This window comes from Chryseobacterium sp. CBSDS_008, assembly GCF_049959325.1.
Classification (GTDB): Bacteria; Bacteroidota; Bacteroidia; order Flavobacteriales; family Weeksellaceae; genus Chryseobacterium.
Genome location: NZ_CP188202.1, coordinates 3,359,306 through 3,372,771, shown reverse-complemented (window position 1 = coordinate 3,372,771; position 13,466 = coordinate 3,359,306). Strand labels below are relative to the sequence as shown.

Here is a 13,466-nt window from a genome sequence, read left to right as displayed (position 1 = left end):
GAAAAAAAAATTAAATTTGTTGACAATAATATTCAACCTTAATATATGGAACAATATAATATTGACCAGAAAATCCAAGAGTTTATTGCAAAAATTGAAGCAAAAAATCCTAACGAACCGGAATTTTTACAGGCTGTAAAAGAAGTAGCCGTAACTGTAATTCCATTCATTGCTACTAAAAAAGAATATACCGGAATGAAGCTGCTTGAAAGAATGGCTGAAGCTGAAAGAATTATTATTTTCAGAGTTCCATGGGTTGATGACAAAGGAGAAATCCAGGTTAACAGAGGTTTCAGAATTCAGATGAACTCTGCTATTGGACCATACAAAGGAGGAATCCGTTTCCACCCTACTGTAAATTTATCCGTTCTTAAGTTCTTAGCTTTCGAACAGGTATTCAAAAACTCTTTGACAACTCTTCCAATGGGAGGTGGTAAAGGAGGTTCAGATTTTGATCCGCAAGGAAAATCTGATATGGAAGTTATGCGTTTCTGCCAGGCTTTCATGACAGAGTTATGCAAACACATCGGTCCTGAAACAGACGTACCTGCAGGAGATATCGGTGTTGGAGCAAGAGAAATCGGATATTTATTCGGGCAGTACAAGAAAATCAGAAACGAGTTTACCGGAGTTCTTACAGGAAAAGGGCTTGCATACGGAGGTTCACTGATCCGTCCCGAAGCTACAGGATACGGTGTTGTATACTTCGCTGAGCAGATGCTTAAAACTATCGGACAGGATTTCAAGGATAAAATAGTAACCGTATCAGGTTTCGGAAATGTTGCCTGGGGAGTTATCAAAAAAGCAACCGAGCTAGGCGCCAAAGTGGTAACAATCTCTGGCCCAGACGGCTATATCTACGATAAAGATGGTATCAGCGGAGAAAAAATTGATTATTTATTAGAACTTAGATCTTCGGGAAACAACAGAGCTGAAGACTATGCTAAAAAATATCCGTCTGCTGAGTTCCATGCCGGAAAACGTCCTTGGGATGTGAAGTGTGATGTTGCATTCCCTTCTGCAACTCAGAACGAATTAGATTTAGATGACGCAAGAAAATTAGTTGAAAACGGATGTATCTGTGTAACTGAAGCGGCTAACATGCCTTCTACATTAGATGCGATCAACTATTTCTTAGACAATAAAGTATTATTCTCTCCTGGTAAGGCTTCCAACGCTGGGGGTGTTGCTACATCAGGATTGGAAATGACCCAGAACTCTATCCGTCTTAACTGGACTTCCGAAGAAGTGGACGCAAGATTAAAGGAGATCATGATCGGTATCCACAAAGCTTGCAGAGACTACGGAAAAGACGAAGACGGTTATGTAAACTACGTAAAAGGTGCAAATATTGCCGGCTTCGTAAAGGTAGCAGAAGCAATGTTGGCTCAGGGAGTTGTATAATAAAAAACAAAGGTTGGGAAAAGCTCCCGACCTTTTTTGATATAGCCCGTTCCCGGGATAATGGGAAAAAAGTAAAAAGTGAAAGGAGAAAGCGCGGCTATATGCTGCGCTTTTTTTATTTTTATGCAATGAGAACCTTTAAAAATATTGATGAATATATTCTTCTGTTTCCGATAGAAGTACAGGAGAAATTACTTGAGTTGAGAAAAGCAATTCATTCGCAGGTACAAGGTCTGGAAGAATATATTGGCTATCAGATGCCGGCATTCCGGTACAGAGGAAAGCCTTTCATTTATTTTGCCGGATATAAGAAACATATTGGAGTCTATCCCGGAGCTGAAGGCATACTTAATTTTGAAAAAGACTTTAAGGAAAGAAAATATAAATTTTCCAAAGGAGCCGTTCAGTTTCCCATCACCGAGGATCTTCCACTGGATCTCATCAGTAAAATGATTCAATTTAAAGTAAGAGAAGCTGAACAAAAAAAATCCTGAAATACAGGATTTCAGGATTCCGACTAGTGTTTGCTAAAGGTCTACTTTTTCTTTTTCTTGTCTTTCTTTTCTTCTTTAGGAGTATCTGCAGGCTTGGTGGCATCTGTAGGTGTTGTACTTACCGATGGATCAGTAGTTGCCGGAGCAGTTTCCATGGTCGTTGCAGGTGATTTTTCCTGTTGACTCTTTGGATCCGAAGGACTTGTAGTCTGTGTATTCGGTTGTTGGGTCTGAGTTGTCGTTGGGTTATTAGTAGAAGTATCGGCCGGCTTTTGTGTTGTTGATTGTGCTGATACTGCGATTACTCCTACTAATGTAAACGCTGCCGTTAAAAATAACTTTTTCATAATGTAATATTTAAATGATTGTTTAACTTAAACGACGCTTCATTTATAAAATTATGTGTAAAAAGCTTATTTAACGTACTTTATAATTATTTAAGAAGATTTTGCAAAAATAAGTTGGGCTAATTTGGCTGGAAGAGTGATGCTGGAAGCTGGAAGTTTATTTCAGTGAAAATATTAACTGAGACGGTTTATTATCAAAACTTCCCTCTGTTATCTTCCTGCTTTCATCCATGAAATCTACTTCATTACATTCTTCATCATTTTTTCCACAAATTCAAATGCTGCCGGACAGATCACTGTATTTTTCAGCATCAAATTATTAATCTGGTAGATCTTCTTCCGGTCTGTATGAGGATATTCACGACAGGCTTTAGGTCTTACTTCATAGATAGAGCAGGTATTATCACTGTTCAGGAAGAAACAAGGAAGGTTTTGCAGTACTTTATCGTTATCTTCATCTACTCTTAAAAATTTAGCTTCAAAATCTGCAGATTTCATCCGGAGATGCCTGGCAATGCGTTCGATATCTTTTTCAGTATAGAGAGGACCGGTTGTTTTACAGCAATTGGCACATTGTAAACAGTCTATTTCATCAAAAACTTCATCGTGGGTTTCCTGCACCATATAATCAAGGTTTTTGGGCGGTTTTTTTTTCAATCCGTCCAGAAATTTCTTATGCTCTTTCTGTTTTTGTATCGCTTGTTTTTTATAAAAATCTACATTCATTTATTCTTTATTTATCGCTGAATCCGGAAGTTGTTCTTTCTTGTAATCATTAATTTTATCCAGATCCAGGACTGTTGAGAGGTTTTCTTTATCAGGATAATACATCGGGACAAATTTAGCTCCATACACAATTTCCCCCGTAGTGTACGAAGACCTTTGAACCACTGTATTTGAAAATACTTCATCAAACGCACGTACCTGCACAATAAGCTCAATATCCGTATTTTTAAAATCTTCTTCGGAAAAGCCATAAAACGGAGAGTTTTCATCAATTTTATGCACTACAGTCCAGTTGAGAGCCAACGTATTAATTTTACTCATCTGGGTATTAAGCCTGTAAAAATTACTTTTGGCAGTTCCGTTTTCTATGATTTCAATGGCAGCGGATAGAATCACATCTGCATCCGTCAAGGCATTATTTTTATACGGAGCCAGCCTGAACATTAATGCTGAAGATTCCTGAAAAGGGGCAATAACTGCAATATCAGAAAACCTAAGGTAGGCCCGCGGCCTTGAAAATCGTCCGTAAAAAAGCCCCGTTGCAATGGCAAAGGTAAGCAATCCCAGAAAAGCTTCAAAAGTAGCCACAAGACTTGCCAAAAAACCTACCGGTGCTATTCTTCCATATCCAACCGTGGTAAATGTCTGGGAACTGAAGAAAAAGACGTCTATAAATTCATTTAGCGGATCGCTCTTATCTATTCCTGTAAGATGTTCCACCCCAATCAGGTAATAGATCATAGCAAATACAAGATTAATCAGGATATAAGCAATAACCAGATAAGAAATAAAGCGAAATGAGGACAAATTCAGCATGATATGATACCAGCTCAGCCTGTTGAAAACATTTACCCCTGTTCTCTTCACATTGGGAAGCCCGTCTTTATTGATAAACCTCCCTGAAGCATTCGTTCCAAATCCACTGTTTTCAGTATTTTTCTGACTGATTTTTTTCCTGAGTCCTTTGGTCATTTTTTAATCATTTTGACTTGTTATATTATGTTCCTCTACAATAAGCCGGCTAAGGATCAGCTCTTCCTTCAATCTATTTTAAAAAGCAAAGTTAAGAATAGAATCTATTAAGATGCTTATGTTTTTTAACATTCATTTTTACCTTTATTCATCCAGATGGCGATTACTTTCCCGGAAGCTTCATGGTACTTTTATTTAAAAGAATGTATAAAAAAACAGCAGAAATCAAAATTTCTGCTGTGTATACAATTTTAAGAAATGAATTTTATATTCTTTGTGCGGGGGATTCCAGTACAGTAACACTTACATTACTGACAGATTTTACAGTCCCTGATTCTCCGTGTACATTGGAAAGAAAATCGGGGAAACTTTCAATAGGAAAAGCCCAGTAATAATGTCCGTCTGCCGGAGAAGGGAAGTTGGCCTGTAATCTTCCGGTCAGCTTCATAGGCACAAAGTATTCAACAGAAGATCCTTTTAATTTGGTCAGGATAGAAATAGTCTTTTTAGAGTGGGCCGGTACAATAGTCTTGTAACTGCTGGTTTCTGTAATTTCTTCAGAATTTTCTGTACCTTCCGTTGTATCTCCTCCTACAACAACTTTAGTGCTTGCTGAGGCTTTTGCAACCAGGGGAATGTCTACGGATACTGATGCCGCCACTTCAAATGAGCCAGATACAGTACGTTTCCAGGAAGTTGAATATCCTTTTTTATAAGAATAGGTTACCGTAATTTCACTTTCTCTGTCGCCATTATTAATAGCTTCCGTGGTGTAGGCATTATCCGGCAAATCTACTCCATCTGTCTTTATGGTTACTTCGGGAGTTCCCAGTACAATGGAAACATTGGGATTAGGAGCTGTATTCCGGGCATCGCCGTCTACGGAAAGATCAGGATTAAATATAAGCCCATCCGGAACCTGGCCAGAGTAAGCAAAAACATTTTTCAGCCTCGTTTTTTCTCCGGAATAACTGATATCATATCCCATATCTTTCAGGTGATTGGCCTTGAAAGGAATTTCACGCTCTTCATTGGGCGAATTATAGTTTCCCCCCAGGTTATTATTGCCCGGCAATTTAAACTCATCTACAATTTTCCAGCCTTTCTCAAGCATCTCTGCTTGTGTCATCGGTGCATTCTTTACATCAGCATAATTTACATTTTCTGAAGCATCATTCATAGAGCTCACTTCATCCCTTGAACATGATACAGAAAATACTAATAATAAAACTAAAACAGAATTGATTTTTTTATTCATTTTAATAATTTTTTAGTGTTTAATACTTAAATTTACAAAAATCGAGCTCTTTTGAGGCATATTTTTGCGAATTAATCAAATTTTAATGTTTCCCAATTTTTTATTTTACCACTTCAGAATATGGTTCAAATCATCAGTAAAATACTGTTTATATGAAATTTATCAATTCCCAAGCTGGATTTTTTACATGAATAACACTACATTTGAACTATGAAAAAGCTTGAATCACGAGAAGACATTGAGCATCTTGTCAACGCATTTTATGCAAAAGTAGTTAAGGATGACACGATAGGATTCTTTTTTAATGATATCGCTAAAGTAGACTGGGACAAACATCTTCCTAAAATGTATTCTTTCTGGGAGTCTATCCTGTTTGGGCAGATGACATATAAAGGAAATCCAATGGGTGTACACTTCCCGATCAATGAGATACAGGCTATGGAGCAGAAACATTTTGACAGATGGCTTGAGCTTTGGCGAACCACCATTGAAGAAAATTTCGTGGGAGAAAATGCAGATATGGCTATTTACAAATCTGAAAATATTGCAAATCTAATGGCATTCAAAATGGAATTAGCCAGAAGACTTTAATCTCATGTGGAGTTCGGGATGCGAAATTCCGGACCTATTCCGGATATTGGATTTGTTTTTCTTTTCTTTCTAAGGAACTATTACCGTAAAGATATAGGCAGCCAGATTCACCAGCAGAACTGTTCCGTACAGGACATTTGTTTTTCCGCGGCTCAGGGAAAGCATAACGATAAATACAGATAAAGAAAGCAGGATGACGTCTTTTTTGTCCAGCCCTAATACCAATGGGATATCGTACATGATGCATACCACAGAAACAGCAGGAATAGTTAATCCTATACTTGCCAGCGCAGAGCCCAATGCCAGATTTAGGCTTGACTGTATTTGATTTGCTCTTGCCGCACGAATAGCGGCCACTCCTTCAGGAAGAAGAACAACGGCTGCTATAATAACCCCGACCAAAGATTTTGGCGCGCCAAGACTTCTTACCATATCTTCAATCGTACCTGACAATCCTTTTGCCATAAGCACTACAATTGCAAGGCAGACAAGCAGAAAAACAAAGCTTATCAGTGTTTTGGCCAGCGTAGGAATATAATGCTCTTCCGGATGTTCATCAGGAACAATAAAATAGCTTCTGTGTCGAACGGCCTGTACCATCAGGAAAACACCATAAATGACGAGACAGGCAATGGATATAAAAATAAGCTGGGCTTCGTTATAGAAAGGTCCGTTAACACTTGATGTAAAATTGGGAAGGACCAGGGTAAGCACCAGAATTGAAACGATACTTACCAGATAAGTAGTTGCTGAAGTTCTTGCAAAGAACTGCTCATGATATTTAACACCGCCTGCAAGGATACAGATTCCCAGAATTCCGTTTAGAATAAGCATTACAGCGGCAAAAACGGTATCTCTGGCCAGCGTGATCGCCTGATCTCCGCCGGCCACCATCAGCGAGATGATAAGCGCTACTTCAATTATCGTAATACAAAGGGCCAGGATAATTGTTCCGAAAGGCTCCCCTACTTTATGGGCTACGACTTCAGCATGATGCACAGCCGACAAAACACTTCCGATCAGTAAAATACCTGCAAGGATATCATAAAGAATTCCCGTTCCCATTAATCCGGAAAAATAGTATCCTACCGCAAGAAGAGGAAAAATATAAGTGTAATGTAAGAATTCTTTAAGTCTCATAAAGTGATTACAAAATACAAAAAATCTATACTATTTTCAATATCAAAAGAAAATATTAATGTTATTTTAATGAGGCCAGAAGTTAAAGTCCTGATAATCTGTCAGCATATGAAACAACAGCCCAATTCCTATAATCCTGATATTTCCTCTAAAAAACAGCATCAAAAAATACACCGCAATGGCATAGTAGGAATGTAAAAAATGGAAACCTATGCTCTGCCTCGACGGATCAAAAACAGGATGGGCAAAAAGATGGTCCAAATCTACCAGCATTGTTGCCAATAATATAAGATACACTTTCTTCCAGTGTTCAGGATAAAAGACCAGCGCTATAAACACCGGAAATACAAAATGCAAAAAATAATGTGTGCATGTTTTGAGCAATTCAATTTCTGATGAAGCCATTGATGGATATATTTTTCAGTTGTATATTACCAGCGTAAAATTAAGGGTAAATCTCCTTTCTTCGCTTTTATTTTCACCCAATAATCCTGTGCTTTATTTCCATACATGATGTAATCAATGTCAGAAACAATTCTTTTTTCAGTGATACTCAATGTTTTCAAAGAAGAATACAGCAGCGCACTGTTTCTGATTACAATATAATTTTCTTTTAGCTGAGGTGGTAATATTACCTGTTTTCTGGTTGATTGTATGACGACTCTGCTATTATTCCGGGTAATTATATTGGGCTGAAAAGGGATTGCTGTGAATTGACTCTCCCCGTTAATCCACTTTTTAGATTGAAAATACGCCCAGGTTTTACCGGGATCACTGCTTTTAATATCAATAATATAGTTGGGCTGTAGAATTTTCTGGATAGTCTTTTTTTCAACCTCGTTAAAATTATCATCATATCCATAACTGATAATCGTATCATTTACCTGCTCAAGATCCGCAATGGCTTTTAAGGAAGCTGCCTGTGAAGAATCCGCTAAGCTCTTATTGAAAAAGCGGGCAAATTTTCTAATATTTTCCTGGTCAAGTTTCAGCTCAAGAAAATGATTTTCTTTCTGAGACTTTGAAGCGACAGTATTAAAAATTTCTGGGTTTGAATTGTTTTTGATCTCAATTTCATCATCATTTAATTCAATAGAAAAATTTTGAATCTCCTGTCCGGAAATAAAAGAAATGCTCCCTGCTGTATTTTGAATCAGCTGGTCTGCATCCCGAACAGAATTTGCAGAAGTCTGAAGAAACTGCCTCTGAATGGCTGCAAAAGCCAGATCTGAGGTTCCTGCAATGCAGCGGTCTCCTTCTATCATAAGGAAAATCTGATCTTTCTGAAAACGGTTATTTCCTTTATCTGCAAAGTTTTGTCTCTTTAAAAAAGCAATAAATTTCCGGGGATCTTTAAGTTCTAAAACGCTATACCATTCGGAGAACTTAGTATTTTTAATATGGAAAATCTGCAGAAAGTCCGGAATTTTGACTCCTGAATCTTTAAGTGAACCCGAACTTTTACCTTTTGTCTTACCAGACCACCTTGAAGGGTGCATTGCTAAGCTGAAGAGGTATTGTCCTGTTAATTTCTTAGTATCAATTAAAACAACTGCATCTGCATTATCAGGAATATACCTGAGGTTCTTATCTTTACGAAAAGCCACAAAATACACGGCAACTGCGAGCAATACAATAAACGGAACAATAATCTTCTTTTTATTCATCTATAAGATTTGTGGCTTCTTTTCTGTTTCTTTTGTTTTAAAAAGCTGATCAAATATGTCAAAGAGATACATTAAGCTGTTCTCTGAAGAATCTTTGATGTTATAATTCATTTCAGTCTGGATGCTTTCTCCCTTTACTTCAGTTTTATAGTATAATTCCCCTACATTTTTTCTGATGGCATCCAATGCTTTTCTTTCTTTAGGGCTTTTGAATTCTTTATCTAAACCGGTTAAAAGTTTCCGGATATCCAATCTTCCGGATAAAGGATATTTTGCTGAATCTTTTGCCCATTTTCTGGAAATACCGGATTGGTTTACCGGTAAGATATTATCTGCAGAACTCATAAGATATACAACTCCATCTTTTACGGTAAAGAACAGCTGATCAATATATCCGCCGTCTTTTTCTTCTTTGAAAGTGTACAGGTTTCCTTTTTTAGAGAATCTCTTAGACAGTTTTTTATGGGTAGCCAGCATATCAAAAATACGGTTCCAGTAGCCTTCATTTTCTGTTGCAAAAGCAAAAGTGAAGTTGGGAACAGCGATCTCTTTGGTTTTCTTTACTTCTTTTTCGTTGAAATCAGCATCATATTCGTAATCGGTATATTCCACCGTTTTGGATTTCAATTCATTCAAAACAAAGATTCCGTTTCCAGGTGCTATTTTCGTAATGGCTTCTTCATCCAGAATAATCTTCATGGTTTCCATGATCAGCTCCATTTCTTTTTTGTACTCATTTTCTCCGGAATTCTGAAGAAGGCTGTACATCATGTCGAAACATTTTGCCCCATTGACGTTCATTGCATAGTAACCAACGCTTTTCTCATTGATCAGCTCCAGCAGCTTTCTGTTTTTCTTCCCTTTATAAATAGCAGAGATATTCTTTTGGATATCCGCATTTTTGTGCTGATAATTATTAACCAGTCTTACTTTATCTTTATCAAAATACAGGTTGTACGAATAGTTGGAATTGTACATATTTTTGAAAATCTGTCCATAACTGTAATATTTCGTCATTTTACCGTAGATTCCTTCATTAACAATTCTTCCATAATCCGTGTAAACAAAAACATCGGAGTTAGCATCTCTGAATGCCAGCATTTCTTTAGGAGCTTCTATTTCTAAATTTGAACTGAAATACTGATCAAAACGGTCTTCAGCGTTCTTTTTTACAATCTTGAAGTTTTCTCTGCGGATAGAATCCTGCTCTTTCCGGAAAGCTTTTTCTTCTTCCTCATCATACGTATCACCAGACATTTCCTCTTCATTTTCAGGACTCCCTGCATTTTCTTTCTCTTCAGGATATTTATGGTGCTTTTGCAGGTATTTGATATCTTTCTGAATTCTTGCAATCTCGTTATTGTTATCTTTAATGCTTTCTTTCAGATACTTAATATCTTCCTTCAGATTTATGATTTCCTCTTTATAATCAAAAGGCTTTTCCGGCTCATCAGTATAAGTGCTGTCTCCTGTATCAGCATACGCTGAGTCAACAGCGACAACCGCAGTACTGTCCGTAACAGCTTCTTCTGTCCAAAGATCTTTATATGGCTTGGTATAGCTGATCATGCTGAGAACTGCCCGGTTTCCGTTCCACGCCACAAAAGCATCATCATTGATATCTACATAAGAATAATTCTTTCTGGTGGAAACCTCCTGTCCTTTTCTCTTTACAGAATTAATGAATTCCTGGAACTTTTCTTTATTATCAATGATAAAATGGGTGTTATAGGTCTTAATGGAATCATTAAAGCTTGCATAATGATACTGAACAGCATCATATTTGATTCCGGTTTTGGAATAATCTGTCCATGAAGGCGCTTCTTTACTTTTTTTGCTGAGTTCATGCAGCAAAGGGTTCAGCTTATTCCAGTTGATTTTATTATTAAGCTGTTTTCCGTTCACTTCCATATAAAATACGGCATCAGACGGAATTTTCATACTATTCTGAGCAAAAACCAGTGTAAATCCAAAGAGTACAAAAATAATTTTTTGTGTTTTTAATAAGATAGATTTCATGACTATAGTTTAGAAATTTATTGAAAAAGAATGGTATTTTGTAGTTGCTTTTTCTGAAGGATCAGATCCAGGATATCAGCTTCCAGTTTAAGAGCCTTTTGGTTAGGAGAAAGCACATACATGTTGTTGGTTTGCGACTTCACCCTATTTTCGAATTGCATAATGGAAGTATATTTTGCATCGTTAAAAACTTCCTTGTCTGCCTTGCTCATCTTGTCATAATCTGATTTGAAAGTATTGACTTTATTCCTTGTGAATGTCTTTTTTTCAAGATTCTGGCTGTAGACCTGTGCTGGAACCATTTTACCCAATATTTTCTGAGCCTTCAGTTTTTCGAGACCGGCATTGATATTTTCAATTTTTTTGAAATTACAGGTCAGCCTGATGATATAATTATCAAAATCCATAGATGTTTTCACATTGCTGATTCCGGGGGTTCCTTTAAAAATTTTGGCAGCTTCGTTGATTTTGTTTTCAATTTCTGCCTTTTTCGGTACTTTTTTTCCGTTGATGGTTTCCATTTTGGAGATGGAAGCCAGCCTTGTCTTACTCTTGCTGGCGTTAAGAATAATAGTATATTCGCCTGTTCCGTCAGCTTTTACATTCACTTTATCAAGAATGTCGAAACAGCTTGTCAGAAAGAGCAAAGGAATAAAGAGAAGAAATAATCTGAGAAAATTTTTCATGATTGGGTTTAAAAGCACAAAATTACTCAATTCCGGCCTCAAATCCTTATAATCTTTAATTTTTTAAATATAAATAGCTGTTTTCCGGTACTTTTTCAAGACAGAAAAAATAAATATCCGGTTTTATTCTTTTTTAAAGCCTCCCTTTCAGATAGTCCTGGCGAAGATCCTCATCCAGCTTTTCAATAGCATACCGAAGACAGGTTCTGGGCATTTCTTTATAATACTGATTCAGGTAGCGGATCAGTTCTTTTTCATTTTTATTTCCCATTTCCCTTAACAGCCATCCGTTTGCCTTGTGCATCAGATCATGAGTATGTTTCAGATTTCTGGTTACAAATTCTTTAGTCAGATCAAACGATCCTTTTTTTATATAATGCATTGTCCCTACAACAGCTATTCTCTTATGCCACATTTCATCAGACTCTGAAAGCGTTCTGAGAAGGCTTTCTTTTTGATTTTCAAAGGCATATCTGCCCAGAATTTTATAACAGCTTGAATCTACAAGATCCCAATTGTTAACATAAGGAAGGTGGTTCAGGTAAAAAGTGATGGCCTCTTCCTTTACCGCTTTATCTTTTGTTTTTTCAAACTTTGACGTCAGCATGAAAAGAGCCGTTAACCTGTGTTCATGATATTTTGAGGAAAGTAATGTACTCAGTTCTTCCAAATTGATTTTCGGATAGTATTCTTTGGCCACAGAGCGCTGATCAGGAACTTTTACACCCAGAAACAAATCACCTTCACCATACTCTCCTTTTCCCGTTTTGAAAAACCTTGGAAAGAATTCTGCTTTTTCCGGGATGGACAGAACGGCTAATGCTTCCTGTATTTCTTTAACAATACTCATATTTCTGAATGGCTGTTACGTTTATTAAACCTTCTCTTCTACAGCAATACTTTCCTGCTCTTCTTCTTCCCTCGCAATTTTATTAGGGTTGGCCACTTTAGCAATAGTAAGGCCCTGAACAATAATTGAAAATACCACCACACAATAGGTAATACTTAAAATAATTTCACTGTATTCGCTTTTTGGAATAGACATCGCCAACGCAATGGAAACTCCTCCGCGGATTCCGCCCCAAACCAGAACTTTCACGGTTTGCGGACTGAAGCTCCTTCTCAGGGAAGTAAATTTTGTAGGCCCCCAGATGGAAATAAATCTTGCAAACAAAACGACCACAATAGCCACCAGACCAGGAATCATGAAATGTTTCAGATCTTTAATCATTAAAAGTTCGAACCCGATGAACAGGAATAATACAGCATTCAGAATTTCATCAATCAATTCCCAGAATTTGATCAGATAATCCTGAGTAACCGACTTCATTTTGAAGCTTCTGTTGAAATTTCCCATAAACAATCCTGCAGCAACCATCGTCAATGGCCCTGAAATATGCATTTGACGGGCAATAAGATAGCCTCCCATTACAACGGAAAGCGTTACCAATACGGAAATAATATAATCATCCACTTCACGCATCAATCTTGAAGTAACCCATCCCAGCAGAACCCCAAGTAAAAGGCCCCCTCCTGCTTCTTTAAGCAAAAGCAGCCCGATGGTTTCAACACTCAGATCCACTTCTTTTCCAATTGCCAGCTGTAAAATCACCGTAAAAACCACAACCGCCATACCGTCATTGAAAAGAGATTCTCCGGCAACCTTTGTTTCCAGTGATTTGGAAACGTTGGCCTGTTTCAGAACACTCAGAACCGCAACAGGATCTGTAGGCGAGATCAGAGCTCCAAAAACAAGGCAATAGATAAAAGGAAGCTTAACCCCCACATAAGGAAGCAGATAAAACATTCCAAATCCTACTACAAAAGTAGAAATAACAACACCTACTGTGGAAAATATCACTACCGGCCTGAACTGTTCTTTCAGATCATTAATATTAATATGAATTCCTCCTGCAAAGAGCAGAAAATTAAGCATAGCTCCCATCAACACCTCCGTAAAGTCGATGCTGTTCATAAGGTTATGTAAATGTCCGAAAGTTCTCGGAAGCACTGTTTCTCCGAACATTACCAGAAAAATAGAAACCACAATGGCGATTACCATAATTCCGATGGTGCTCGGAAGCTTTAAAAACCTGTAATTGAGATAGGCAAATATTGATGCTAATACGATTAATGCTGAAAATGAATAATATAATTCCACT

The 13,466-nt window shown here is 37.3% G+C and carries 14 protein-coding genes; 3 read left to right on the top strand and 11 right to left on the bottom strand.

Annotation, left to right across the window (positions count from 1 at the left end):
- Positions 1-45: 45 nt before the first annotated feature.
- Together gdhA and ACP3T3_RS15320 are read left to right on the top strand one after the other, a co-directional pair.
- Positions 46-1,404, top strand: a complete 1,359-nt coding sequence (gdhA, locus tag ACP3T3_RS15325) for an NADP-specific glutamate dehydrogenase (protein WP_062673086.1) — start codon at positions 46-48, stop codon at positions 1,402-1,404.
- 128 nt (positions 1,405-1,532) lie between these two features.
- Positions 1,533-1,898, top strand: coding sequence for an iron chaperone (locus ACP3T3_RS15320; RefSeq protein ID WP_426476689.1), 366 nt, complete (start codon positions 1,533-1,535; stop codon positions 1,896-1,898).
- Between the two features lie 41 nt (positions 1,899-1,939).
- Here ACP3T3_RS15320 and ACP3T3_RS15315 read toward each other — a convergent pair whose 3' ends face one another.
- From ACP3T3_RS15315 to ACP3T3_RS15300, 4 genes are all read right to left on the bottom strand, one after another.
- The gene (locus ACP3T3_RS15315) at positions 1,940-2,245 is read right to left on the bottom strand and encodes a hypothetical protein (RefSeq protein WP_426476688.1); all 306 of its coding nucleotides are present in this window, start codon (positions 2,243-2,245) and stop codon (positions 1,940-1,942) included.
- 237 nt (positions 2,246-2,482) lie between these two features.
- Positions 2,483-2,971, bottom strand: a complete 489-nt coding sequence (locus ACP3T3_RS15310) for a YkgJ family cysteine cluster protein (RefSeq protein WP_426476687.1) — start codon at positions 2,969-2,971, stop codon at positions 2,483-2,485.
- Positions 2,972-3,943 carry an ion channel gene (locus tag ACP3T3_RS15305; RefSeq protein ID WP_426476686.1) on the bottom strand — a complete coding sequence of 324 codons (972 nt, stop codon included), beginning with the start codon at positions 3,941-3,943 and terminating at the stop codon, positions 2,972-2,974.
- Between the two features lie 265 nt (positions 3,944-4,208).
- Positions 4,209-5,201: a hypothetical protein gene (locus ACP3T3_RS15300; protein ID WP_426476685.1), complete on the bottom strand. Its 993-nt coding sequence runs from the start codon at positions 5,199-5,201 to the stop codon at positions 4,209-4,211.
- Between the two features lie 210 nt (positions 5,202-5,411).
- Here ACP3T3_RS15300 and ACP3T3_RS15295 point away from each other — a divergent pair, with 210 nt between their 5' ends.
- Complete coding sequence (locus tag ACP3T3_RS15295) at positions 5,412-5,792, top strand: group III truncated hemoglobin (protein ID WP_426476684.1); 381 nt, start codon at positions 5,412-5,414, stop codon at positions 5,790-5,792.
- Positions 5,793-5,861: 69 nt separating this feature from the next.
- Here ACP3T3_RS15295 and ACP3T3_RS15290 read toward each other — a convergent pair whose 3' ends face one another.
- From ACP3T3_RS15290 to ACP3T3_RS15260, 7 genes are all read right to left on the bottom strand, one after another.
- Positions 5,862-6,932 carry a calcium:proton antiporter gene (locus tag ACP3T3_RS15290; protein ID WP_426476683.1) on the bottom strand — a complete coding sequence of 357 codons (1,071 nt, stop codon included), beginning with the start codon at positions 6,930-6,932 and terminating at the stop codon, positions 5,862-5,864.
- Between the two features lie 66 nt (positions 6,933-6,998).
- Positions 6,999-7,337 (bottom strand): DUF6122 family protein, encoded by a 339-nt coding sequence (locus ACP3T3_RS15285; RefSeq protein ID WP_426476682.1) that lies wholly within the window; start codon positions 7,335-7,337, stop codon positions 6,999-7,001.
- 26 nt (positions 7,338-7,363) lie between these two features.
- Positions 7,364-8,599 (bottom strand): hypothetical protein, encoded by a 1,236-nt coding sequence (locus ACP3T3_RS15280; protein WP_426476681.1) that lies wholly within the window; start codon positions 8,597-8,599, stop codon positions 7,364-7,366.
- On the bottom strand, positions 8,600-10,618 hold the full coding sequence (locus ACP3T3_RS15275) for a hypothetical protein (RefSeq protein WP_426476680.1): 2,019 nt from the start codon (positions 10,616-10,618) through the stop codon (positions 8,600-8,602).
- Between the two features lie 17 nt (positions 10,619-10,635).
- The gene (locus ACP3T3_RS15270) at positions 10,636-11,304 is read right to left on the bottom strand and encodes a hypothetical protein (RefSeq protein ID WP_426476679.1); all 669 of its coding nucleotides are present in this window, start codon (positions 11,302-11,304) and stop codon (positions 10,636-10,638) included.
- 133 nt (positions 11,305-11,437) lie between these two features.
- The gene (locus ACP3T3_RS15265) at positions 11,438-12,154 is read right to left on the bottom strand and encodes a DNA alkylation repair protein (RefSeq protein WP_426476678.1); all 717 of its coding nucleotides are present in this window, start codon (positions 12,152-12,154) and stop codon (positions 11,438-11,440) included.
- A gap of 24 nt (positions 12,155-12,178) precedes the next feature.
- A complete protein-coding gene (locus tag ACP3T3_RS15260; RefSeq protein WP_426476677.1) occupies positions 12,179-13,465 on the bottom strand; it encodes a cation:proton antiporter in 1,287 nt (428 codons plus the stop codon).
- Position 13,466: the final 1 nt, after the last annotated feature.

Excerpts from the sequence above, each read along its gene's own strand:
- gdhA (WP_062673086.1), top strand. The coding sequence starts at position 46 with ATGGAACAATATAATATTGACCAGAAAATCCAAGAGTTTATTGCAAAA.
- ACP3T3_RS15320 (WP_426476689.1), top strand. The coding sequence starts at position 1,533 with ATGAGAACCTTTAAAAATATTGATGAATATATTCTTCTGTTTCCGATA.
- ACP3T3_RS15315 (WP_426476688.1), bottom strand. The coding sequence starts at position 2,245 with ATGAAAAAGTTATTTTTAACGGCAGCGTTTACATTAGTAGGAGTAATC.
- ACP3T3_RS15310 (WP_426476687.1), bottom strand. The coding sequence starts at position 2,971 with ATGAATGTAGATTTTTATAAAAAACAAGCGATACAAAAACAGAAAGAG.
- ACP3T3_RS15305 (WP_426476686.1), bottom strand. The coding sequence starts at position 3,943 with ATGACCAAAGGACTCAGGAAAAAAATCAGTCAGAAAAATACTGAAAAC.
- ACP3T3_RS15300 (WP_426476685.1), bottom strand. The coding sequence starts at position 5,201 with ATGAATAAAAAAATCAATTCTGTTTTAGTTTTATTATTAGTATTTTCT.
- ACP3T3_RS15295 (WP_426476684.1), top strand. The coding sequence starts at position 5,412 with ATGAAAAAGCTTGAATCACGAGAAGACATTGAGCATCTTGTCAACGCA.
- ACP3T3_RS15290 (WP_426476683.1), bottom strand. The coding sequence starts at position 6,932 with ATGAGACTTAAAGAATTCTTACATTACACTTATATTTTTCCTCTTCTT.
- ACP3T3_RS15285 (WP_426476682.1), bottom strand. The coding sequence starts at position 7,337 with ATGGCTTCATCAGAAATTGAATTGCTCAAAACATGCACACATTATTTT.
- ACP3T3_RS15280 (WP_426476681.1), bottom strand. The coding sequence starts at position 8,599 with ATGAATAAAAAGAAGATTATTGTTCCGTTTATTGTATTGCTCGCAGTT.
- ACP3T3_RS15275 (WP_426476680.1), bottom strand. The coding sequence starts at position 10,618 with ATGAAATCTATCTTATTAAAAACACAAAAAATTATTTTTGTACTCTTT.
- ACP3T3_RS15270 (WP_426476679.1), bottom strand. The coding sequence starts at position 11,304 with ATGAAAAATTTTCTCAGATTATTTCTTCTCTTTATTCCTTTGCTCTTT.
- ACP3T3_RS15265 (WP_426476678.1), bottom strand. The coding sequence starts at position 12,154 with ATGAGTATTGTTAAAGAAATACAGGAAGCATTAGCCGTTCTGTCCATC.